The sequence below is a fragment of the Pseudomonas sp. Irchel 3A7 genome, from assembly GCF_900187565.1.
Taxonomy (GTDB): domain Bacteria; phylum Pseudomonadota; class Gammaproteobacteria; order Pseudomonadales; family Pseudomonadaceae; genus Aquipseudomonas.
Window position 1 is genome coordinate 21,000 of sequence record NZ_FYED01000010.1, and the last position, 22,355, is coordinate 43,354.

The 22,355-nt window shown below is 60.0% G+C and carries 22 protein-coding genes and 1 pseudogene; 13 read left to right on the forward strand and 10 right to left on the reverse strand.

Annotated features, from left to right (window positions below):
* Positions 1 to 627 precede the first annotated feature (627 nt).
* Complete coding sequence (locus CKW21_RS17200; RefSeq protein ID WP_095195147.1) at positions 628 to 1,500, forward strand: mechanosensitive ion channel family protein; 873 nt, start codon at positions 628 to 630, stop codon at positions 1,498 to 1,500.
* A 7-nt stretch (positions 1,501 to 1,507) separates the two neighbouring features.
* Here the strand turns inward: CKW21_RS17200 and CKW21_RS17205 are convergent, their stop codons facing one another.
* The gene (locus CKW21_RS17205; RefSeq protein ID WP_095195148.1) at positions 1,508 to 1,912 is read right to left on the reverse strand and encodes a RidA family protein; all 405 of its coding nucleotides are present in this window, start codon (positions 1,910 to 1,912) and stop codon (positions 1,508 to 1,510) included.
* A gap of 141 nt (positions 1,913 to 2,053) precedes the next feature.
* On the opposite strand from CKW21_RS17205, the gene CKW21_RS17210 reads away from it, so the two are divergent.
* Entirely contained in the window at positions 2,054 to 2,986 is a 933-nt protein-coding gene (locus CKW21_RS17210; protein WP_095195149.1) for a LysR family transcriptional regulator, read from the forward strand.
* Here CKW21_RS17210 and CKW21_RS17215 read toward each other — a convergent pair.
* Together CKW21_RS17215 and CKW21_RS17220 are read right to left on the reverse strand one after the other, a co-directional pair.
* Entirely contained in the window at positions 2,975 to 3,433 is a 459-nt protein-coding gene (locus tag CKW21_RS17215; RefSeq protein ID WP_095195150.1) for a short chain dehydrogenase, read from the reverse strand. The genes CKW21_RS17210 and CKW21_RS17215 overlap by 12 nt on opposite strands.
* Before the next feature lie 107 nt (positions 3,434 to 3,540).
* On the reverse strand, positions 3,541 to 4,017 hold the full coding sequence (locus CKW21_RS17220; protein WP_095195151.1) for a hemerythrin domain-containing protein: 477 nt from the start codon (positions 4,015 to 4,017) through the stop codon (positions 3,541 to 3,543).
* 350 nt (positions 4,018 to 4,367) lie between these two features.
* Between CKW21_RS17220 and CKW21_RS17225 the strand changes: the two genes are divergently transcribed.
* From CKW21_RS17225 to CKW21_RS17235, 3 genes are read left to right on the forward strand one after another with little or no spacing between them, the layout of a single operon-like run.
* Entirely contained in the window at positions 4,368 to 4,607 is a 240-nt protein-coding gene (locus CKW21_RS17225) for a hypothetical protein (protein WP_095195152.1), read from the forward strand.
* An 11-nt stretch (positions 4,608 to 4,618) separates the two neighbouring features.
* Complete coding sequence (locus CKW21_RS17230; protein WP_095195153.1) at positions 4,619 to 5,992, forward strand: iron-containing redox enzyme family protein; 1,374 nt, start codon at positions 4,619 to 4,621, stop codon at positions 5,990 to 5,992.
* A 15-nt stretch (positions 5,993 to 6,007) separates the two neighbouring features.
* Positions 6,008 to 6,952, forward strand: coding sequence for a class I SAM-dependent methyltransferase (locus tag CKW21_RS17235; protein WP_095195154.1), 945 nt, complete (start codon positions 6,008 to 6,010; stop codon positions 6,950 to 6,952).
* A 123-nt stretch (positions 6,953 to 7,075) separates the two neighbouring features.
* On the opposite strand, the gene CKW21_RS31525 is transcribed toward CKW21_RS17235, so the two are convergent.
* Both CKW21_RS31525 and CKW21_RS17240 read right to left on the reverse strand, forming a co-directional pair.
* A complete protein-coding gene (locus tag CKW21_RS31525; protein ID WP_170948684.1) occupies positions 7,076 to 7,231 on the reverse strand; it encodes a hypothetical protein in 156 nt (51 codons plus the stop codon).
* A 91-nt stretch (positions 7,232 to 7,322) separates the two neighbouring features.
* Positions 7,323 to 7,907: a hypothetical protein gene (locus CKW21_RS17240; protein ID WP_095195155.1), complete on the reverse strand. Its 585-nt coding sequence runs from the start codon at positions 7,905 to 7,907 to the stop codon at positions 7,323 to 7,325.
* Positions 7,908 to 8,104: 197 nt separating this feature from the next.
* Between CKW21_RS17240 and CKW21_RS17245 the strand changes: the two genes are divergently transcribed.
* A complete protein-coding gene (locus tag CKW21_RS17245) occupies positions 8,105 to 8,701 on the forward strand; it encodes a hypothetical protein (protein ID WP_095195156.1) in 597 nt (198 codons plus the stop codon).
* Positions 8,682 to 9,086 carry a DUF1801 domain-containing protein gene (locus CKW21_RS17250; RefSeq protein ID WP_095195157.1) on the forward strand — a complete coding sequence of 135 codons (405 nt, stop codon included), beginning with the start codon at positions 8,682 to 8,684 and terminating at the stop codon, positions 9,084 to 9,086. The genes CKW21_RS17245 and CKW21_RS17250 overlap by 20 nt, the downstream gene beginning before the upstream one ends.
* A gap of 169 nt (positions 9,087 to 9,255) precedes the next feature.
* Here the strand turns inward: CKW21_RS17250 and msrA are convergent, their stop codons facing one another.
* From msrA to CKW21_RS17265, 3 genes are read right to left on the reverse strand one after another with little or no spacing between them, the layout of a single operon-like run.
* Positions 9,256 to 9,762 carry a peptide-methionine (S)-S-oxide reductase MsrA gene (msrA, locus tag CKW21_RS17255; protein ID WP_095195158.1) on the reverse strand — a complete coding sequence of 169 codons (507 nt, stop codon included), beginning with the start codon at positions 9,760 to 9,762 and terminating at the stop codon, positions 9,256 to 9,258.
* 52 nt (positions 9,763 to 9,814) lie between these two features.
* Positions 9,815 to 10,303 (reverse strand): copper chaperone PCu(A)C, encoded by a 489-nt coding sequence (locus CKW21_RS17260; protein WP_095195159.1) that lies wholly within the window; start codon positions 10,301 to 10,303, stop codon positions 9,815 to 9,817.
* Positions 10,303 to 10,908, reverse strand: coding sequence for an SCO family protein (locus tag CKW21_RS17265; RefSeq protein WP_095195160.1), 606 nt, complete (start codon positions 10,906 to 10,908; stop codon positions 10,303 to 10,305). The genes CKW21_RS17260 and CKW21_RS17265 overlap by 1 nt, the downstream gene beginning before the upstream one ends.
* Before the next feature lie 242 nt (positions 10,909 to 11,150).
* Here CKW21_RS17265 and CKW21_RS17270 point away from each other — a divergent pair, with 242 nt between their 5' ends.
* From CKW21_RS17270 to nirD, 3 genes are all read left to right on the forward strand, one after another.
* Positions 11,151 to 11,351: a YbdD/YjiX family protein gene (locus CKW21_RS17270; RefSeq protein ID WP_095195161.1), complete on the forward strand. Its 201-nt coding sequence runs from the start codon at positions 11,151 to 11,153 to the stop codon at positions 11,349 to 11,351.
* 544 nt (positions 11,352 to 11,895) lie between these two features.
* The gene (nirB, locus tag CKW21_RS17275) at positions 11,896 to 14,457 is read left to right on the forward strand and encodes a nitrite reductase large subunit NirB (RefSeq protein WP_095195162.1); all 2,562 of its coding nucleotides are present in this window, start codon (positions 11,896 to 11,898) and stop codon (positions 14,455 to 14,457) included.
* Positions 14,457 to 14,831: a nitrite reductase small subunit NirD gene (gene nirD / locus CKW21_RS17280; protein ID WP_095195163.1), complete on the forward strand. Its 375-nt coding sequence runs from the start codon at positions 14,457 to 14,459 to the stop codon at positions 14,829 to 14,831. The genes nirB and nirD overlap by 1 nt, the downstream gene beginning before the upstream one ends.
* A gap of 149 nt (positions 14,832 to 14,980) precedes the next feature.
* Here the strand turns inward: nirD and CKW21_RS17285 are convergent, their stop codons facing one another.
* Positions 14,981 to 15,412: a nuclear transport factor 2 family protein gene (locus CKW21_RS17285; protein ID WP_095195164.1), complete on the reverse strand. Its 432-nt coding sequence runs from the start codon at positions 15,410 to 15,412 to the stop codon at positions 14,981 to 14,983.
* A 192-nt stretch (positions 15,413 to 15,604) separates the two neighbouring features.
* On the opposite strand from CKW21_RS17285, the pseudogene CKW21_RS32335 reads away from it, so the two are divergent.
* Positions 15,605 to 16,405: pseudogene (locus CKW21_RS32335) on the forward strand (MCP four helix bundle domain-containing protein); the annotation flags it as partial.
* 132 nt (positions 16,406 to 16,537) lie between these two features.
* Positions 16,538 to 17,263, forward strand: a complete 726-nt coding sequence (locus CKW21_RS32340) for a methyl-accepting chemotaxis protein (protein WP_371917529.1) — start codon at positions 16,538 to 16,540, stop codon at positions 17,261 to 17,263.
* Between the two features lie 132 nt (positions 17,264 to 17,395).
* Here the strand turns inward: CKW21_RS32340 and ilvD are convergent, their stop codons facing one another.
* Positions 17,396 to 19,078 (reverse strand): dihydroxy-acid dehydratase, encoded by a 1,683-nt coding sequence (ilvD, locus tag CKW21_RS17295; protein WP_095195166.1) that lies wholly within the window; start codon positions 19,076 to 19,078, stop codon positions 17,396 to 17,398.
* 503 nt (positions 19,079 to 19,581) lie between these two features.
* Here ilvD and mqo point away from each other — a divergent pair.
* Positions 19,582 to 21,222, forward strand: a complete 1,641-nt coding sequence (gene mqo, locus CKW21_RS17300; RefSeq protein WP_095195167.1) for a malate dehydrogenase (quinone) — start codon at positions 19,582 to 19,584, stop codon at positions 21,220 to 21,222.
* The last annotated feature ends 1,133 nt before the right edge of the window (positions 21,223 to 22,355 follow it).

Consider the following 22,355-nt stretch of genomic DNA (forward strand, 5'->3'; position numbering starts at 1 on the left):
CACATCGAATCCCTTGTGGGAGCGAGCCTGCTCGCGAGACGGCATCACATTCAACATCATTGTTGACTGACCCACCGCTTTCGCGAGCAGTCCCGCTCTCACAAGGGGCATCAGCTGTCGACCCCGAAATCTGAATACACACCGAATCCCTTGTGGGAGCGAGCCTGCTCGCGAAGACGGCATCACATTCAACATCAATGTTGACTGACCCACCGCTTTCGCGAGCAGGCTCGCTCCCACAGGGGGCATCAGCTGTCGACCCCGAAATCTGAATACACATCGAATCCCTTGTGGGAGCGAGCCTGCTCGCGAAGAGGGCGGTACATCCAACATCATTGTTGACTGACCCACCGCTTTCGCGAGCAGGCTCGCTCCCACAGGGGGCATCAGCTGTCGACCCCGAAATCTGAATACACACCGAATCCCTTGTGGGAGTGAGCCTGCTCGCGAAGAGGGCGGTACATCCAACATCATTGTTGACTGACCCACCGCTTTCGCGAGCAGGCCCGCTCTCACAAGGGGGCATTTGTCGAACCCGAAATCCGGCTGAGAACTCTCCTGCACTGGCAGCCCGGCCCGGCTGTGCTAGCGTTTTGAGGTTGCCCCTCATATGCGAGAGCCACTGCCATGGACGAAACAATCGTTAACGTAACCACCGAGAAATTCAACGCGCTCATTGCCGTGGTGCAGGCTTATGGCGTGGCTTTCGCGGTCAAGATGCTGACCGCCATTGCCTTCTGGATCGTCGGCCGCTGGTTGATCGGCTTTGCCGTCGGCATGGTGCAGAAAGCCTTGGGCAAGCAGAAAGTCGATCCGACCGTGTTGCGCTATGTCGGTTCGGCCATCACCGTGACGCTGAACATCATCCTGGTGATCGCCATCCTCGGTTACCTCGGCATGCAGACCACCACCTTCGCCGCGCTGCTTGCTGCCGTCGGCCTGGCGATCGGCATGGCCTGGTCGGGGCTGCTGGCGAACCTGGCGGCCGGTGCTTTCATCATTGTGCTGCGTCCGTTCAAGGTCGGTGACTTCATCTCGGCGGGCGGGGTTGTCGGCACCGTCACCGAGATCGGCCTGTTCGCGACCGCGATCAACACCCCGGACAACGTGCTGACCCTGGTGGGCAACAACAAGATCTTCAGCGACAACATCCAGAACTTCACCCACAACCCGTTCCGCCGCGTCGAACTCAAGGCGCAACTGTCCGGCGCCGCCGACTGGAAAGCGGCCGCGGCCTTGCTGAAAGAGAAGATTGCCGCCATCCCCAATGTGCTCGAAACCCCTGCGGTCGACGTGGAAATCCTCGAGTTCAACCTGGTCGGGCCGGTGTTGGCGGTGCGTCCGTACTGTCACAACGAGCACTATTGGCAGGTGTATTTCGACACCAACCGCATCATCAAAGATGCCCTCGGAGAGGCCGGTTTCCCGGCGCCGATGCCGGCACAGACCGTGATCTTCCAGCAGGGCGCCGCGCTGCCTGGCGGGCTGGCCAAAGAGTGACCGCCGCTCAGCTTCCCGCGGTTTCGGGAAGCCTGGCGATAACCTTGATCTCGAACTGGAAGCCATAGAGCCAGGTGACGCCGACGGCGGTCAACGTCGGGTGCGGCGCCTGGCCCCAGAACTCGGGTACCACCTTCCAGATCGTCTCGAACCTTGTTTCGGGATCGACGATGAAGACGGTGATGTCTACCACATCATCGAAGCTGCAACCGGCAGCGCCCAGAATCCCATTCAGGTTGTTGAACGCTTGCCGGACCTGGGTCTCCAGATCCGGTTCGGGCGAGCCATCTTCGCGACTGCCCACTTGCCCCGAAACGAACAAAAAGCCATTGGAGCGGATCGCCGGCGAGTAGCGATTGCGCTCATACAGCGCCTGGCGGCCGGGTGGAAAAACAACATCACGCTTTGTCATACAGACCTCCATCAGCGGATCAAAACCGATCCGCGGTTAACGATGGAGGGACTGTAGGTCCACGGGCTTGCCGGATAAACGCGCAACTGCAACTATCACTGTTTGTAAATACCAAACAATCCGCTAGCTATTGGGGCAGGTATGGACCGTTTCGATGCGATGCAGGCATTTGCCCGGGTGGTGGAGGCGGGCAGCTTCACCAAGGCTGCCGAAACCCTGCACATGAGCAAGACCAGCGTGACGCAATTGGTGCAGCAACTGGAGGCACGCTTGCGGGTGAAATTGCTCAACCGCACCACGCGCAAGGTCAACGTCACTGCCGATGGCGCGGTCTATTACGAGCGCGTGGTGCGTCTGTTGGCCGACCTGGACGATGCCGAAACCAGCCTGTCGGGTGCCTCGGCAGTACCCAGGGGCCGACTGCGGGTGGATGTGCCCAGCCCGCTGGCGAGCATGATCCTGGTCCCGGCACTGCCTGATTTTCACGCCCGATATCCCGACATCCAGATCGACATGGGCGTCAGTGACCGCATCGTCGATCTGATTGATGAGAACGTCGATTGCGTAGTACGCGGCGGCGAGCTCAGCGATCAGTCACTGATGGCGAGGCGGGTGGGGGACTTGCAGCTCGGGGTGTTTGCAGCGCCGAGTTATCTGGAACGAATGGGTAAACCCTTGCATCCACGGGAACTGGAAGATTCCGATCATCGTATCGTCGGCTTCCTGTGGGCGCGTACCGGCCGGGCATTGCCATACGCCATGCGCAATGCCAGCGAGAGTGTGCAGATCAGAGGTCGCTACGTGCTGGCCGTCGACGATGGCAATGCGTACATCGCGGCAGGCCTGGCCGGGATGGGGGTTCTCTGGTTGCCCGACTACATGTCCAGGCCCCATTTGGCGCGGGGCGAACTGGTGCCCCTGTTCGAAGACTGGCGCCTCGATCCAATGCCGATCTACGTGGCCTTTCCTCCCAACCGGCATATCAGCCGCAAGGTACGCGTGTTCATCGATTGGGTCGCCGAGCTGATGGCTCAACATGCGCCGATTACCGCCCCGGGTGGTTCAGGAGTCTGAAGCCGATGTCCGGTGATTACGGTTTCGCCCTCGAACGCGATTGATCGCCAGCAGGCAACCGCCGATCAACAACGCTGCGGCGGCCACCAGCAGCGGAGAAGGGCGTTGTACATATCGCTGAACAGGACGGCCATCGATCACTGGCAGGGGTAGATCTGCCTGGGCGCGGAACGGCTCTTCGCTCAATGTCAGGCGCGCGCCATCGGCCAGGGTCAAGGTCAGGTCTTCGATGGTGCCGGCAACCCGGCCGGGAAACACCGGCTCGCCTGTCGGGTCGAGTTGGTCGTACAGAAATTGCTGGCCTTCGAGCCAGCCGACGGCGGTTTGTAATTCGGGCTCCAGGTAGTACTTTGCGTCGAGAAAGAAACCGGGAAAATGATGGGCACGCTCAACGCTTTCGACGATGTAACGCTCACCCGGTTTCATGCCGGTTGATGGGGCAATCATGGTGAAGTCCTCCGTCCTGCGGGTGATAAATCAAGAAACCCGCCATGAAGATAGCGGGCTTCAGGTTTGCAGAAACTGACGCGCCGGAGTGACCAGCGTTGTCGCGGTCAGGCTGCGATGTTGCCGCCGTTCAGTTCTTTTTTACAGGCTGCTTTCATCGTCTCCATCTGTTTGCCCAACTCCTCAAGTTGCGCTTTGCCCAAGAGCTTCCTGGCCTCGGGGAACATCTCTTTTTCCTCTTCTTCGATGTGATGCTCAAGTAGCTCCTTGACCACTTTTGCGCGTCCGGAAAACTCGACGCTGGCGGGATCGGTCATCTTGAGGTCCGGCATGACCAGCGAGTCGACCGTGCGGTGTTCTTCCTTGGCCTCGTAGTACATTTTTTCCTGTTCTTTACCGCCGGCTTTTTTGTAGGCAGGGTAGAGAATCTCTTCTTCGAGCCTGGTATGGATCGTGATTTCCATCTCCAGTTTTGCAAGCAGCTCGGCGCGTTTTTTTACCGCGCGTTCAGTTGAATCTTCCAACTGGGTCAGGATGCCTTTCACTCGTTCATGGTCGGCTTGGAGCATGTCGATGGCGTTCATTATCTTGCCTCACTGTCACGGAAAGTGTTGCGCCGGTCTAAGCCGGCACCCCTGGTTTCCAAACATAGGCAGCATTGACTGTGCCAATCGAATCGTGGGCGTAAATCCCCTTGTAATCAGTGAGTTATTTTCCATGGAGGTTGAGCCGCGCCATGCAGGCTGCACGAATGGCGCTTTGCGCGCATTGCAAATAGCGGGTATCGGATCACTGGAAAAAGGACAGCGCGTCGCGGCGGGCGAGCCATGAAGCGTAGATTGATGCCGCTCGTCAATTCGAATGCACGCCTGCGCCCCCGCCTCTTCAAACCTGTACGACCCGGCGTTTCCGGACCTTTTTTGTAGAGGTGGGTATGACTACCGATTCGACTTTCCAGGACAACATGCAGCGGCAGGATCAGGCGCAGGATTCCGTTCCTTCCCGGCCCGAGCCCGATTCACCGTCGCTCAATCCCGACGACCCGGGCAAATACGATCCGCTGACCACGCCGGATCCCGGTACCGTCCAACGCCCGGAAGACTGGGATGATCTGGCGGGGAGGGAGCTGCCGGAGGCTGATGAGCAAACGCCGCTGTCCGACGATAGACGCTAGAGGAGCGGGTCATGACCGTATTCAATGCCTTGACCGGCTCTCCCTCGCCGCTTGCGGGGTCCAGCGACGTGCGCGAACTGTATGGCGTGCTGTACCGCAATGCTCCGCACGCTCAAGAGCAGGCCGAAGCCTTTTTGCGGCAGCAGCTGGCCCGCGCCGCCCAACTCCCTTGCGATCTGCCCGACACACCGCAACATCTGGCAGCCTGGGCCGAACGGCATTGCGCCGACGTCGCTCGCGACTACGCCGGCTACCTCGTCGAGCGCCAGCAGGGAGCGGGGCGCCGTTATTTTCAGAACAAGGCCCACGCCTTGTATTTCCTGCAACGGGTCGCACCGACCAAAGAGGTCGACGGTGCCTGGCTGCAGGGGGTATTGGAGCACTGGCAGGACTACCGCTTCGATGGCCTGCTGACCACCTACCTTGAAGAGTTGGGCAAGGGTGATCCCCGGCAGAACCATGTGTCGATCTATCGCACACTGCTGGCCGAACAGGGCTGTGACGATCAGCAAGGCCTGAATGACGAGCACTTTGTGCAGGGCGCGATGCAACTGGCGCTGGGCAGTTGCAGCGCCGCCTTCATGCCGGAGGTGATCGGCTACAACCTGGGCTACGAGCAATTACCGTTGCACCTGTTGATCAGCGCCCATGAATTGCGGGAATTGGGTATCGACCCGTACTACTTCACCTTGCATGTGACCATCGACAACGTCAGCAGCGGTCATGGGCGCAAGGCGGTCCAGTCGCTGCTGGAACTGTTGCCCCTGGATGGGGGCAGGGACGAGTTCTATCGGCGCGTGACCCTGGGCTATCGCCTCAACGATCTGGGCCTCGGTTCGACTGCCATCATTAAAGCCTTTGAGCTGGAGCGCGAAGTGATCGCCATGCTTGAACGCAAGCGTGGCTTCGGTCAGCACATGCATTCCGACTACTGCAAGGTCGAAGGGCAAACCATCAACCAGTGGTTGTCGTCGCCTGGTCATATCGAGGATTTTCTCGCAGCCCTGCAGCGCAAGGGTTGGATCAAGCGTCATCGTCCACCGCAGGAAAGTCGATTCTGGCAATTGATCGAGGGCAGTACGGCGGCGATGTTTGGCGTGTTCGATGGTTACGAAAAACAGTTGATCCACGACTGGATCGCCGGTGATGGGCAAGATCCCAAACGGCAGCCAGCGCCGCTACGGGATCACAGCAGCAATAGCGTTGAACGTGCAGGTACGGCGGATGATCCGGAACTCAAGGCGTTACAGGCCAGCCTGCACCACCAGTCGCCGCGCCAGGAACTTGAATCACTGATGCCCTGGCTGTTGGCACAACGGCACCATCGCCCGGCGGGGTTGTTCGCCACCCGGCGCTTCATCGAACTGCGTTCGCGGTTACGCTGACTCAAGGAGTGTTGAATGTCAGTACAACAAATCGCCGATCGCGCGCTACTGGCGTTGGGCAGGCGGCTGATCGCCGAGGGCTATCGTTTCATCACGCCGACCCCTTTGACCCACGAAAGATTCCTCCAGCGCTTCACCACACCGTTGGCGAAGGACCTGCGCGGTGTCTTCGGTTGGTCGATGCCGTTCGATCACGCACTGTTGCCGGCGGATGAACTCACTGCGTTGGAACAGGCGGGCATCGTCGAACAGGAGGGCTTGCTCTGGCGTAGCACTGTGCGCTGGTCGAGCCTCGACGGATTGCTGTTCGCTCACTCGGCATATCCCACCACGCACGCCGACTCGATATTTTTCGGACCCGACAGCTACCGCTTCGCGCAGATGATTGAAGCCCATCTGCAACAGCATTTCGAGCCGATCCGGCGAGTGGTGGACATTGGTTGCGGTGCCGGTGTCGGTGCACTGATCGTCGCCCGCGCCCGACATGACGCCCAGGTGCTGGCCGTGGACATCAATCCACGGGCTCTGCGACTGTCGGCGGTCAATGCCGAGCTGGCCGGAGTCTCCAATGTCACCGTCTACCACAGCGATATCCTGAGCAGTGTCGAAGGCCAATTCGACCTGATCATTGCCAATCCGCCCTATATGAATGACAGCCAGCAGCGCGCCTATCGCCACGGCGGCGGGGCATTGGGGGAGGGGCTGTCGTTGCGCATCGTGCGCGAATCTTTGCCGCGCCTGGACAAGGCTGGCAGCCTGGTGCTCTACACTGGCGTGGCGATGGTCGACGGCCAGGATCCGTTCCTGGAAGCCGTCCTGCCGGAGTTGGCCGGCGATACATTTGGCTGGACTTATCGCGAACTGGATCCTGATGTGTTCGGGGAGGATCTGCTCAAGCCCGGTTATGAGCGGGTTGAGCGCATTGCGGTCGTGGCGCTCACCGTCACCCGTCGGAACTGACAGAGGCCCCAACTTTATGTGGAACCCCATGTGGGAGCGAGACTGCTCGCGAAGGCGATGGCACATCCACAATAAAAGTGCCTGACACTACGCCTTCGCGAGCAGGCTCGCTCCCACGGGGTTTCAATTGCCATCCGCCACCTTGCGTTCGATCTTGTCGATTTTGCGCTGTAGCTCATCTGCTTCCGGCTCATCGGATGGCGGGGTGGCCATGGGTTCATCCGCGCTGTCGGCGTCACGGCCCTTGTCGTCAGGGTTAATACGATCATCTTTATTCATGGCGTTTCCTCCAGTGACTACACATTGGATTAAACGCCATGGCACGAGTTCGGGATTTTTGACCGGGTTCGTTCGCTCTCCGTCGGCTTGTTCAAAACGTGGTGTAGCCGAAATAAACGAATGCGATGACAGCGGCGATGGAGAAAGCCCCCAAGGCCTTCGTCGTCGAACGATTCGAGCGCATCGGGCCGGCGGATCGTTGCTGGTGTATGCCCATATTCATGGTAGGGACAAAAAAACCGTCCATGGTTGCCCTGTAGGTGTGGCGCAAGCCAATCAACAGAAACAGGATGATCAGGCCGAGGGCCAGTGCGCGGATAATCGTCGGGTGAATCAGTGGCTGGGGAGTGTCTTCCGCGCAGGCCGCACTATCGGCTTCAACGATGGAGATCCGTCCGTCATCCATTGACGCCAGCTTATTACCCTCGAGGTTTTTCGCCTGTTGATCGAGGTCCAGCGCCTGATACTTCCAGAGCGTTGCCGAGCCTTCCCGGCAATAGGTGAACGCGCCAGGGTTGGACGCGGCGATGATGCACGCGTCGTTGATGCCGTGTTTCTTCAGGGTTTCGGTGGCAGCCCTGGTGAAGTCCAGTTCAAGGACGGGAATGACTCCGTTGGCACATGCCCCGGCGGATACCAGCAGGCCCCCCAAGAGGCAAAGGGTTGAAATGTTCAAGGTTGAATGTCCTTGTTTTTATCGGCCTGCTGATTGAACCGGCGATTGCTGCCTCGTTGTTGATGAAGTCTAGATCGTCAATGGCCGTTTGATGATTGAAAATGCGCAGTATTCACATTCATTTGCGAACGACCGATGGAGTGGCGAACAGCGCCTTCCTGTGCCTTACTCGGTGATTAAACCGGGGAGGGTTTTCAATGCGACGCAGAGGCGCACAGTTCTGGCTATGGCTCAATAAACGCTTACCCGTCAAAACCTACGAAGACGTATTGAACGACGGTCGGCAGATTGAAGTGCAGGCGCGCATCACGCTGGAGGGGATGACCCAGGTTTTTATCGGAATCTACGACGCCAGTGGTGGCGCCCTGTTCGAAGCCTTTTCGGATCGCAGTTTCCGCGAACCGCTCGCTTCGGCATTGAAATGGGGAGCGCGGCGGGCCCGGGAACTCGTGCTGGAGACCGAGCCATTCGTGGCCCCCCACCGGGCGCAACTGACGTTGAGTCCGTTGATTACCGACGAAGCGGTACTGGCCCTGCGGCGGATGGAGATGACTGAGAGCGAGCGCCTGAAAATCAGAGCCGGCGACGCCCAGGCTGAATATCACGCGGCCCATTCGGCCATGCTCGAATTGATGCGCTCGACGACCTCGGTCGACCCGCTGGTCTGGTCCGAACACCGCGAGCGGCTGCGACAGGCTATCGACCGCAGGGTCTGGATCCAGCGCGGCTACCTGCCTTCAACAAAATCGTCACGCGTCGAGGACACCAGCCCTCATGAAAAAGGAAATCACTGACTCACAGGAAGAGACGGGCTCTGCCTCCGAGCGGATCGACGCGAAAATCCGCGACCTGAACGATTGGCGCGGCCAGACGCTGGCGCGGGTCCGGGCGCTGGTCAGGCAGGCCGACCCCGAGGTGGTCGAGGAAGTGAAGTGGCGCGGGGTACCGGTGTGGTCGCACGGCGGGATTATCTGCACCGGCGAGACCTACAAGAACGCGGTGAAGATGACCTTCGCCAAGGGCGCCGCGCTGGACGATCCTTCAAAGCTGTTCAACGCCAGCCTGGAAGGCAACACCCGACGCGCGATTGATCTGCATGAAGGTGACATCATCGATGAAGCCGCCCTGCAGGCGCTGATTCGCGCCGCCGTGGCGCTCAATACCGCCAAGCGCAAATAACCCGGCAACCGTGGTGCTCAATTCGTCAACGCGTCAATGAACGGGCGGCCTAACCCCTGTAGCAGCGGGCTCGCACGCGATAAACCTGAGCGCGACACGGGGATTCAGACGCCCCGCGTCATCGTTGACATCCATCGCGAGCGAGTTCGCTCCTACAGGGGACCAACCATCAGCGGCGTTTCGGCAGCGTCCAGTTTGGCCGGATGAAGTGGCAGGTATAGCCGCTGGGGTAGTGTTCCAGATAGTCCTGATGCTCAGGCTCCGCTTCCCAGAACGGTCCGGCGGGCTCGATCTCGGTGACGACCTTGCCGGGCCAGAGGCCGGAGGCTTCGACGTCGGCAACGGTATCTTCAGCGATTTGCCGCTGTTCATTACTCAGGTAATAGAGGGCCGAGCGATAACTCGTACCCAGGTCATTACCCTGGCGATTTTTGGTGGTCGGGTCGTGGATCTGGAAGAAAAATTCGAGAATCTGGCGATAGCTGATCTGCTGTGGGTCGAAGACCACTTCGATCGCTTCAGCATGGGTGCCATGATTGCGGTAGGTCGCATTGGGCACATCGCCGCCCGAGTAGCCAACCCGCGTGGCCAGCACGCCCGGGTAGCGTCGAAGCAGATCCTGCATGCCCCAGAAGCAGCCGCCGGCGAGGATGGCGGTTTCAGTGTTCGTCGTCATGGTGCGCACCTCTTATCAGTGACCGGCCTCGTTGATCGAGGCCGTCAGACCCTCAATGCATTTTGCTGTGATCCATTTTGCTGTGATCCATCGCGCCGAGGGAACGGGCCTGGGCCTCGACCTGGATTGTCTCTTTCTCGCCCTTGGCGTTTTCCACGGTCAGGGTCAGGGGCACTTTGCTGCCTTCTGCCACCTGAGCGGTCAGGTCCATCAACATGATGTGGTAGCCATTGGGATCCAGGCTCACCGGTTTGCCTGCCGGTAACTCGACGGACTCGACCTGCCCCATGCGCATCACATCGTCTTTCATGCTCATCTGGTGGATTTGTACCGTCTTGGCGATCGGGGACTGCACGCTGAGCAACTTGCTGTCCGTGTCGGCCTGCAGGGTCATGAAGGCGCCGGTCGAATGCTGGCCGGCCACCGTGGCGCGAACCCAGGCGTCGTTCACCTGGGTTTGCGCGGACACTTGCCAGGCCATGCCGATCAGGGAAAGGCCAAGCACCAGTTGTTTCAGGCGTTTTGAGTACAGCGAAGTCATCAGCAGACCTCCATGACGGTGAGCAGGTCTTCTGCGCACTCTTGAGCGGTAAGGGACGCGGACAGGCCCAGGCGCAAATTGCCTCGGGAGTCGAACACGAAGCTGGTCGCGGTGTGGGACAGGGTGTAGGTATCGCCGCTCGGAACCTTCTCGAAGAATACGCCGAACTCCTTGGCGGTGGCGGCGGTTTCTTCCAGCGTACCGGACAGTGCCTCGAAGCTCGGATCGAAGGCCTTGACGTAGTTGTCGAGCATTTCGGGCGTGTCGCGCTCGGGGTCCAGGGTGATGAAGATCACTTGCAGGCGTTCGCCATCGCGGCCCATCAGTTTCTTCGCCTGGGCCGCGCGGGCCAGGGTCGTCGGGCAGACGGCCGGGCATTGGGTGAAACCGAAGAAGATCATCGGCATCAGCCCCTGGTAGCTGCCCAGCATCCGGGTCTCGCCCTGGACGTCCTTGAGCTTGAAGGAACGTCCCATGATCTTGTCGCTCAGATCCTTGCCGTACTTGAACGACAGCTTGCTGCTGTCATCGCAGCCGGCGAGCAGGCCAAGGCTCAGCAGGCCCATGCCGCGCAGGACCGTGCGACGGGTATACAACGTACTCATGGAAAAAAGCTTCCTGTGTAGCAACCGGGAAAACACAGTGCCTGACGGATCAGACGAAAAAAAGCGCAGGGATGTTAACAAACTGTTGCCCTGTGGCGCTCAATCGATCGCCCGCCGGTCCTGCGCCAAAAGGTCGCGGTCCCGGTGCTACACGAAGATACAAATGCCCTGCGCACGGACACATTGCAGATACATCGGCGCGGTTACATGGGGCCATCCAATCCCCCATAGAGAGCATTGCCATGTTCCATAAACTGAAGCAGGTCGCCCGGTTCTTCCGCCAAAGCGCACAGTCAATGGTGGGTGTTCCCGATTACGATAATTACGTAGCGCTCATGGCGGTCAAATCCCCCGACGAGCCAGTCATGACTTACGAGGCATTTTTCCGTGAGCGCCAGGAAGCACGGTTTGGCCGGGGCAAGTGCAATACGCGGTGCTGCTGAAACACCGAAAAACCTGTGGCGAGGGAGCTTGCTCCCGTTCGACTGCGCAGCAGTCGCAAAACCTGCGCATACGGTTTCAGGGCCGCTGCGCGCCCCAACGGGAGCAAGCTCCCTCGCCACAGTCTTTCTTGCGGCCTGACGATTTGCGACAGCAACATGCACTTTTATAAAGCGCGAAGCCTGCCAGCGTGCACCAGTGCGTAGCGGTTTGCTGATCCATCTTCCCCTCGGCCACGCTCGGCCAGTTGAATACGACTCGCCTTGAAACCCGCCTGAACCGCCGTCCCCCGACCATTTCTCCAGCCCCCATCTTCGACTGGCACAAACCCTGCATTGATCCCCTCAAGCCCCTCTACATAGATGGGCAGCCCGCTCGGTCAACGACGATCGATCAACCGCACAGGTCGTGGGCAATATCGGTGGATCAGGCATGGCCGTCTGGTTTCAACACCGCAAAAGAACAGGCAAAGACGCCTGGAACCGCAAGGTTTCAGGCGTTTTTTTTTGCTTTTTGAACCGTGATGGGCTTGGGCAGGTGTCGTTTATGAATTCCAATGTAGCCACTTTGAACAAACTGCAAACGCTGGTCGTGATCGGCAATGGCATGGTCGGGCATCACTGTGTCGAGCAGTTGATCGAGCGCGGCGCTCTGGGGCGCTATCGCTTGCACGTCTTCAGCGAGGAGCCGATGCGTGCTTACGACCGTGTGCATTTGTCCGAATACTTTACCGGTCGCGATGCCGAGTCGCTGGCGCTGAGTGACGCCTCGCTGTACGAGACGCCCGGCGTCACATTGCACCTGGGTGTACCGGTGCTGGAAATCGACCGCGAACAGCGTCAAGTCATCACCGCACAGGGTTGCGTGCATTACGACAAACTGGTCCTGGCCACCGGCTCTTATCCGTTCGTGCCGCCGATTGAAGGCGCCGAAGGTCATTCGCGGCTGGTGTATCGCACCCTGGAAGACCTCGATGCCATTCGTGCCGCGGCGGCCGATGCGCGCCGTGGTGTGGTGGTCGGCGGTGGCTTGCTCGGTCTGGAAGCGGCCAATGCTCTGAAGAGCCTGGGCCTGGAAGCTCATGTAGTGGAATTCGCGCCACGCCTGATGCCGGTGCAACTGGACGATCTGGGTGGTTTGGCGCTCAAGGCGCAGATCGAACGGCTGGGCGTCGGCGTGCACCTGTCCCGCGCCACGCAATCGATCAGTGCGGGCGAGGACTATCGCTATCGCATGAATTTTGCCAACGATGAATTTCTGGAAACCGACCTGGTGGTGTTCTCCGCCGGCATCCGTGCCCAGGATGCGTTGGCCCGCCAGTGTGCGCTGGAGATCGGCCCGCGTGGTGGGGTGGTGATTGACGACACCTGCCTGAGCTGCGACCCGAACATCTACGCCATCGGCGAGTGCGCTTCATGGAACGGCAGCCTGTTCGGCCTGGTTGCCCCCGGCTACCAGATGGCGCGCAGCGTTGCGGCGCGGCTGTGTGAGGACGTCGCGGAGCCGTTCCAGGGCGCCGACATGTCGACCAAGCTCAAACTGCTGGGTGTCGATGTCGGCTCCATCGGCGATGCTCACGCCAACACGCCGGGCGCGCGCAGTTATCAGTTCATTGACGAGACGACCGCCAGCTATCGCCGTCTGGTGGTGGACGCCAGCGGCAAGCAGGTGCTGGGTGCGGTGCTGATCGGTGACAACAGCTATTACGACACGCTGCTGCAATACATGCAGAACGCGATTGCCTTGCCATCCGAACCGGCTGCCTTGATCCTGCCATCGTCCGAAGGCGCGCCGACCCTCGGCCCTGGCGCCTTGCCGGAAACGGCCACCGTCTGTTCCTGTCACAACGTTACCAAGGGCGCGATCTGCTCGGCCATCGACGGCGGCTGCACCGATCTGGGCCTGCTCAAGTCGCAGACCAAGGCGTGCACCGGCTGCGGCGGTTGCGCCGGCCTGCTCAAGCAAGTCTTCGAACACGAACTGATCGCCCGTGGCGTCAGTGTCGACAAGAGCCTGTGCGAGCATTTCGCCTACACCCGTCAGGAGTTGTATGCGCTGGTGCGGGTGGAAGGGGTGATCACCTTCGAAGAACTGCTGGCCAAACATGGCCGTGGCCACACCGGTTGCGATGTGTGCAAGCCGGCGGTGGGTTCGATCCTGGCGTCGTGCTGGAACCAGCCGATCATGGACCCGTCGCTGGTGCCGTTGCAGGACACCAACGACACCTTCATGGCCAACATGCAGAAAAACGGCACCTACTCGGTCGTGCCGCGCATTCCCGGTGGCGAGATCACTGCCGACAAGCTGATCGCCATCGGTGTGGTGGCGAAGAAATACGACCTCTATACCAAAATCACCGGCGGCCAGCGGATTGACCTGTTCGGGGCGCAATTGCATCAATTGCCGGACATCTGGGGCGAGTTGATTGAAGCGGGCTTCGAAACCGGGCACGCCTACGGCAAATCGACCCGTACGGTGAAATCCTGCGTCGGCAGCACCTGGTGCCGCTACGGTGTGCAGGACAGCGTGCAAATGGCGCTGACCATCGAAGACCGCTACAAGGGCCTGCGCTCGCCGCACAAGCTCAAGTTCGCGGTGTCCGGTTGCACCCGTGAATGCGCCGAGGCGCAAAGCAAGGACGTCGGCGTAATCGCCACCGAGAAAGGCTGGAACCTCTACATCGCCGGTAACGGCGGCATGCGCCCGCGTCATGCCGAACTGTTCGCCACCGATCTGGATGACGCGACGCTGATCCGCTACATCGACCGCTTCCTGATGTTCTACATCCGCACCGCCGACAAGTTGCAGCGCACTTCGGTGTGGCGCGAAAGCCTGGAGGGTGGCCTGGACTACCTCAAGGACGTGATCATCCACGACAGCCTGGGCCTGGGCGCCGAGCTCGAGTCGCAGATGCAACTGGTGGTCAACCGTTACGAATGCGAGTGGGCCAACGCCCTCAAGGACCCGGAAAAACTCAAGCGCTTCCGCACCTTCGTCAACGATAAACGCCCGGACCCGGACATTCACTTTGTCCAGGAACGCGGTCAACGGCGCCCGATCATGGCCGCCGAACTCAATCTGATCCCTGTCACCGAGGAGAGCGCCTGATGAATCATTCCAATACCCAACGCGTTGAAGCCGGCTCGTCTGCCCACTGGCAATCGGTGTGCAGCCAGCAGGACCTGGTGAACGACTCAGGTGTAGTGGTGTGGCTGGACGGCGCGCAAGTGGCGCTGTTCTATCTGCCGGGCATCGAGGGCAAAAACCTCTACGCCATTGACAATCACGACCCGCAATCGGGGGCCAATGTCATCGGCCGCGGCCTCGTCGGCAGCATCAAAGGCGACCTGGTGGTGGCATCGCCCATCTACAAACAGCATTTCCGCCTGGAAGACGGCACTTGCCTGGAGTATCCGCAGCAGCGTCTGCGGGTCTGGCCGGTGCGGTTGAACGAGGGGAGGGTGGAAGTGGGGGTGGCCTGATGGTGGTCAGGAAATAGCAGGAACAATGAATGACCTGTGGCGAGGGAGCTTGCTCCCGCTGGACTGCGAAGCAGGCCTTCTTTTGGGGCCGCTTCGCGACCCAGCGGGAGCAAGCTCCCTCGCCACAGTGTGTGTTGCTTAAACAACTGTCAGAATTTAAACGCCTGTCGTCCTACCAGTAGCCATTTTCCGTGTTGCTTTTGCCAGATCTGAAAGTTCTCGATTTCGGTGGGAATCACCTCGGTGCCCTTGAGGGCCTGGGCCGAGAAGTGGTGGCGGACCAGCGCGACATCACCGGAAACGGTGATGGTCTGGTTCTGCATTTCAAGGGTCTTAAACGCGCTTTTGCCGGTTTCGATGTCGGCGATGAACGCCTGCTTGTCCTGGATCTTGCCGCTGGAATGTCCGTACGTCAGGTTCTCGGCAGTCAGCGCCCGGAGTTGCGCGATGTCCTTGTGCAGCATGGCGTTGGTCAGGTGATCGACGGCTTGCGCGACGTCCTTGTCGCTCGACGAGGCCGCCGCTGCCACGTAGCCGCTGAACAGGCAGAGAAAACCGATCAGCACTTTGACTTTCTTCATGGGTGTTTCCTTGTTGTTGTAGGTTGTCGTACAACCTAACAGGTTTCCTCTGAAATGGAAGATGGGGGGCAGGGATTGCTGGAGGAAGATGACCTACCGCATGTCGACAAAACCGCAAAACCCGGACTCCGGCTGTCAACTACCGCTCGGGGCAGTCGATAACCTCTTCAGCAAATGGGCGTTCTTCAGAGGATGAAGCCGCCCAAACGACAAACGTGCGAAAAGAGGAACCACAGAGTGTCCATAAAACTGCGTTTACTGTTGCTGATCGGCACTGGCGTGCTCACTGCGTTGATCATGGGCATGGTCAGTTACCTGGGAAATGGCCAGATGGCGCAAGCGGTGCAGGACAATGACGTCGGCATGAAGGCACTGAGCAATCACCTCGAAGCCGACATGATGCATGACGCCCTGCGCGCCGACGTGCTGTCGGCGATGCTGGTGGGGCTGGGCAAAAGCACCAGCAGCAAGGTCGAGGTGCGCAGTTCCATCGAGGAACACACCGCGCATTTTCGGGAAATGCTCGGCGAGAACCTCAAGCTGCCGGTCAACGACACTCTGAAAACCGCGTTGAACCGGATCAAGCCCAGCCTCGACACCTACATCAGCGCCGCTGAGCGCATCGTCGGCCTGGCCCTGGAAAACCCCGACGCCGCACAAAAGGAACTGGCCGCCTTCAACAGCGCGTTCAGCCAACTGGAAGACCAGATGGCGGCTCTCAGCGAACTGATTGAACACAACACGCAACAGACCAGCGAAGGCACGCGCGAAGCCATCAGCAACGCCAATGTCGCCCTCGGCACTGTGCTGATCGTCAGTCTGTTGCTGCTGCTGGCCCAGGGGCGCTGGGTGATTCTGAGCATCATGGGGCCGCTGCGCACCGCCAGCCGTATCGCCGACAGCATCGCCCATGGCAACCTGAGCGAGCCGATTGTCGAGACGGACCGCCAGGACGAAGCCAGCCGATTGATTCGCAGCCTGGCCACCATGCAGCGGGATTTGCGCGGCATGATCGAAGTGGTGCGCAGCAACGCCCATGGCGTCAGCGGCATGAGCGAGTTGTTGAGTAACGGTTGCCACGAAGTCGCCGGCAGCAGCCAGCAACAAAGCACCGCGGCCAGCACCATGGCCGCGGCCGCCAGCGAAATGACCGCGAGCATCGAGGAAATCACCCGGCATGCCGAGCGCGCGCTGAACATGGCCAATCAGGCCGAGGCCTTGGCCAAGGACGGCGGACGGGTGATCCATCAGGTGGTCAATGACATGGACGGTATCGCCCGTTCGGCGCAGCAGTCGGCGCAGGTGATTCGTACGCTGGACAAGGAGTCCGAAGCGATTTTCAGCATTATCCAGGTGATCAAGGGCATCGCCGATCAGACCAACCTGTTGGCACTGAACGCTGCCATCGAAGCGGCTCGTGCCGGTGAGCAGGGGCGCGGGTTTGCCGTGGTCGCCGACGAGGTGCGCAGCCTCGCCGGTCGCACCAGCGCCTCCACCCAGGAAATCGCCGCCATGGTCTCGCGCATCCAGCAAAGCACCCGCGAGGCAGTCATCAGCATGGAAGAGGGCGTCGCCCAGGTCGACAAGGGCATGGCCGTGACCGCCGATGTCGAGCGCGCCATCCGCGAAATCCTCGAGGCCACGCTCAACACCACGCAACTGGTCAATGACATCAGCCGGACCATTGGCGAGCAGAGCCTGGCCAGCAATGAAATCGCCCATCAGGTGGAGATGATTGCCGGGATGTCCGAAGGCAACAGCAAGGTGATCGGGCAGACGGCTTCGACGACGGATGAGTTGTCGTCGTTGGCGGGCAAGCTTTCGCAGTCGGTGGATCGGTTCAGACTCTGATACATCCTTTCATATTGCGCTGCCTTTAAGGGCCTCTTCGCGAGCAGGCTCGCTCCCACATTGGTCTTGTGTACACCAATCCACTGTGGGAGCGAGCCTGCTCGCGAAAGCAATCGCTCAGGCAACGCCAGACTAGAGGTATTTATCGGTCACAGCCCCCTCCGAAGCACTGGACACCGTCTTCGCATACTTGGCCAAAACCCCACGCTTGTACTTCGATTCCGGCCGCACCCACCGGGTTTTGCGCCTGGCCAATTCAGCATCCGACACATCCACCGTAATCTGCCGGGTTTCGGCATCAATGGTGATCCTGTCGCCGTCTTCGATCAGCGCAATCGGCCCGCCCTCAAAGGCTTCCGGCGTGATATGCCCCACCACGAACCCATGGGAACCACCGGAAAACCGGCCGTCGGTAATCAGCGCCACGTCTTTGCCCAGGCCCTTGCCCATCACCGCCGAGGTCGGCGAGAGCATTTCGCGCATGCCCGGCCCGCCTTTCGGTCCTTCGTAGCGAATCACGATCACATCGCCCGCTTTCACTTCGCCATTGAGAATCCCGGCCAGCGCGCCTTCCTCACCGTGATAGACCCGCGCCGTGCCGTCAAAGCGCAAACCTTCCTTGCCGGTGATCTTGGCCACCGCGCCGGTGGGTGAGAGGTTGCCGCGCAGGATCACCAGGTGCGAGTCCTTCTTGATCGGCTGGTCGAAGGGCAGGATCACGTCCTGGCCGGCAGGGTAGTCGGGTACGTTTTCCAGGTTTTCGGCGAGAGTCTTGCCGGTAACAGTCATGACGTCGCCGTGCAGCATCCCGGCGGCCAGCATGCGCTTCATCAACGGTTGTATGCCGCCGATAGCCACCAGTTCGCTCATCATGTATTTGCCACTGGGGCGCAGGTCGGCCACCACCGGCGACACCTTGCCCAGTTCGACGAAGTCATCCAGGGTCAGTTCGACATCCACCGCGTGGGCCATGGCCAGCAGATGCAGCACCGCATTGGTGGAGCCGGCGAGGGCGATTACCACGCGAATGGCGTTTTCAAAGGCCTTGCGGGTCATGATGTCCCGGGGTTTGAGATCGAGCTTGAGCAGCTCCATGACCTGCTGCCCGGCGCGGAAACTGTCCGACGCCTTGTCGCTGCCCACGGCATCCTGGGAACTGGAGCCGGGCAGGCTCATGCCCAGGGCTTCGATGGCCGAAGCCATGGTGTTGGCGGTGTACATGCCACCGCAGGAACCGGGGCCGGGAATCGCCACTTCCTCGATCTGCTTGACCTGGATCTCGCTGATGTCGCCGCGCGCATGCTGGCCCACGGCTTCGAACACGGAAATGATGTCAGTGTGGCCGGCCCCCGGGCGGATGGTGCCGCCATAAACGAAGATCGACGGCCGATTGAGCCGCGCCATGCCGATCAGGCAGCCGGGCATGTTCTTGTCGCAACCGCCCACGGTCACCAGCCCGTCGAAACCTTCGCAACCGGCCACCGTCTCGATGGAATCGGCAATCACTTCCCGCGACACCAGCGAATACTTCATGCCTTCGGTGCCGTTGGCGATGCCGTCGGAAATGGTGATGGTGTTGAAGATCACCCCCTTGGCACCGGCGGCATTCGCGCCTTTTTCGGCTTCGATCGCCAACTTGTCGATGTGCATGTTGCACGGCGTGACCATCGCCCAGGTCGAGGCGATACCGATCTGCGGCTTGGTGAAGTCGTCGTCGGTAAAGCCCACGGCACGCAGCATGGACCGGGCCGGTGCGGCTTCGACGCCATCGACCACTTCTGAGGAATACTTGCGCAGATCGTCTTTATCGCTCATGGCGGCTCCTCACATGCTCTATTCGGAAAAAGCAGATTGAGTATAGAGGGCCAGTCGCGCCTGATGCCGATCCGTTCACCATTACGGCCACTGTGCAGGAGCGAGCTCGCTCGCGATGGTCGTTAACGATACCGCTGGGAGCCTGATCCCCCGCGGCGTTCGCGGGTCCATCGCGAGCGAGCTCGCTCCTACAGGGTCGTGAACAGACGCGCGGGTTTGCCATGTCGTGATATTCTTGGTCCCAACTTGGTTTGACCTATTCAGTTTGCGTGTCCTCCAGATGCGCCAACGGAATCACTGTCGCTCAAGTAGCTGAAGCCAAAAAAGATAAAAAGTCAGTTCAGTAGGGACATATAACTTGGGGTCGATGCAGTCAGTCGGCCTTGTGTGCCCACCCTGCGATCCTTATGTGCAAGCCCCGCGACAGCCAGCCTGTCTGTCGCCAACAAGGGGCCTGGTACGGGGATGGCGGGGCGGATGGCGTTTTATCATAGGTGCTACAGATGTTTAAGAAAGTGAACACAGCCCTGCTGGGGTTGGCGTTGTCGTTGGGGATCACGACAGCCCAGGCGGAAGAAGCCAAGAAAGTCGATGTGCTGCTGATTGGCGGCGGCATCATGAGCGCCACCCTGGGTGTGTGGCTCAATGAGCTGGAACCCGGCACTTCGATGCAGATGATCGAGCGCCTCGACGGCGTCGCCCTGGAAAGCTCCAACGGCTGGAACAACGCCGGTACCGGCCACTCCGCGCTGGCCGAGCTGAACTACACCCCGGAAGACGAGAACGGCAAGGTTTCGATCCCGAAGGCCGTTGAAATCAACGAAGCCTTCCAGATCTCCCGCCAGTTCTGGGCCTGGCAGGTTCGCCAGGGCGTGCTGAAGAACCCGCGTTCGTTCATCAACGCCACACCGCACATGAGCTTTGTGTGGGGCGATGACAACATCAAGTTCCTGAAAAAGCGCTACGAAGCCCTGCAAGCGAGCCCGCTGTTCGCCGGCATGCAGTACTCCGAAGACCCGGCTGTGATCAAGAAGTGGGTCCCGCTGATGATGGAAGGGCGTGACCCGAACCAGAAAATCGCGGCCACCTGGAGCCCGCTCGGCACCGACATGAACTTCGGCGAAATCACTCGCCAGTTCGTGGCTCACCTGCAAACCACGCCGAAATTCGACTTGAAACTGTCCAGCGAAGTGCAGGACATCACCAGGAACGAAGACGGCAGCTGGCGCGTCAGCTACAAAAACCTGAAAGACGGCAGCAAAACCGAAACCGACGCCAAGTTCGTGTTCATCGGCGCCGGCGGCGGTGCCCTGCACCTGCTGCAGAAGTCCGGCATTCCTGAAGCCCGGGAATACGCAGGCTTCCCGGTGGGTGGCTCGTTCCTCGTGACCGAAAACCCAAGCATTGCCGAGCAACACCTGGCCAAAGCCTACGGCAAAGCCTCGGTTGGTGCCCCGCCAATGTCGGTTCCACACCTGGACACCCGCGTGCTGGATGGCAAGCGCGTGATTCTGTTTGGCCCATTCGCCACCTTCAGCACCAAGTTCCTGAAAGAAGGTTCGTACCTGGACCTGCTGACCACCACCACCACGCACAACGTGTGGCCGATGACCAAGGTCGGCATCAAGGAATACCCGCTGGTGGAGTACCTTGCCGGTCAGCTGATGCTGTCTGACGAAGACCGCCTCAACGCCCTGAAGGAATACTTCCCGAACGCCAAGGCCGAAGACTGGCGCCTGTGGCAAGCGGGCCAACGTGTGCAGATCATCAAGCGTGACGAAGCCGCCGGTGGCGTGTTGAAGCTGGGCACCGAAATCGTCGCTTCCGCTGACGGCTCGATTGCCGGCCTGCTGGGCGCATCCCCAGGCGCATCGACCGCTGCACCGATCATGCTGACCGTGATCCAGAAAGTGTTCAAAGACAAGGTCGCGACTCCGGCCTGGCAGGAAAAACTGCACCAGATCGTGCCGAGCTATGGCACTCAGCTGAACAGCGATCCGGTGAAAGTGGCAGAAGAGTGGGCCTACACCTCCAAGGTCCTGGAACTGCCTGCGCCGCCGGTGATTGGTCAGGTGGCTCCGGCTGTTGACGCGGAAAAAGCCAAGCCTGTGAAAGAGAATGCTGCGGCTGATATGGCGTTGTAATCCGGTTGTCCCGCCATTGCGGCGGGACTGACTGAACCGCAGAAAAGAAAGCCCGCTGAACCGGTGATGGTCAGCGGGCTTTTTCGTTGGTGGGATATTTGGTTTTTCATGAACTCACCGGTAACAGTGGGAGCTGGCTTGTCGGGTCGCCGCATCGCAGCGATGGCGGCCTCATAGCCGACCTGATTTCACGGATATACCTAATCCATTGTGGGAGCGAGCCTGCTCGCGAAGGTTTTGTGTCAGGCGACATCGTTTTTGATGGTGTACATATCCATTCCTGCGGTAACGGCCACTGGCGGTTTCGCCTTTACGGCGACTCACTTTTTTTCAAACGCCAAAAAAAGTAAGCAAAAAAGGCTCGCCCTGAGCGTCCGGCCCCTCGCTTAGGCTCGGCGTTCCTTCGCTCCGGCATTCATCCGGGGGCATCGCCCTCCGGTTGGCTTCGCTGCACCTGCATGCGATGTGTTCGACTGCGTCGAACGGCGCTGCGCGCCAGTCCCCGGATGAGCGCCTCCACTCAGCCTCCCGAGGGGCGGGTAGATCAAAAGCAAGCGAGGCGAGCTGACACTCGACCTGTCTGCTGTTCGCATTCCCCTGTGGGAGCGCGGCTTGCCCGCGATGACGGTCTGACAGCCGACCAATTCCTTCAGAATGTTCTCAATCTTTGTGGGAGCGAGCCTGCTCGCGAAGGTTTTGTGTCAGGCGACATCGTTTTTGATGGTGTACATATCCATTCCTGCGGTAACGGCCACTGGCGGTTTCGCCCTTACGGCGACTCACTTTTTTTCAAACGCCAAAAAAAGTAAGCAAAAAAGCTCGCCCTGAGCGTCCGGCCCCTCGCTTAGGCTCGGCGTTCCTTCGCTCCGGCATTCATCCGGGGGCATCGCCCTCCGGTTGGCTTCGCTGCACCTGCATGCGATGTGTTCGACTGCGTCGAACGGCGCTGCGCGCCAGTCCCCGGATGAACGCCTCCACTCAGCCTCCCGAGGGGCGGGTAGATCAAAAGCAAGCGAGGCGAGCTGACACTCGACCTGTCTGCTGTTCGCATTCCCCTGTGGGAGCGCGGCTTGCCCGCGATGACGGTCTGACAGCCGACCAATCCCTTCAGAATGTTCTCAATCTTTGTGGGA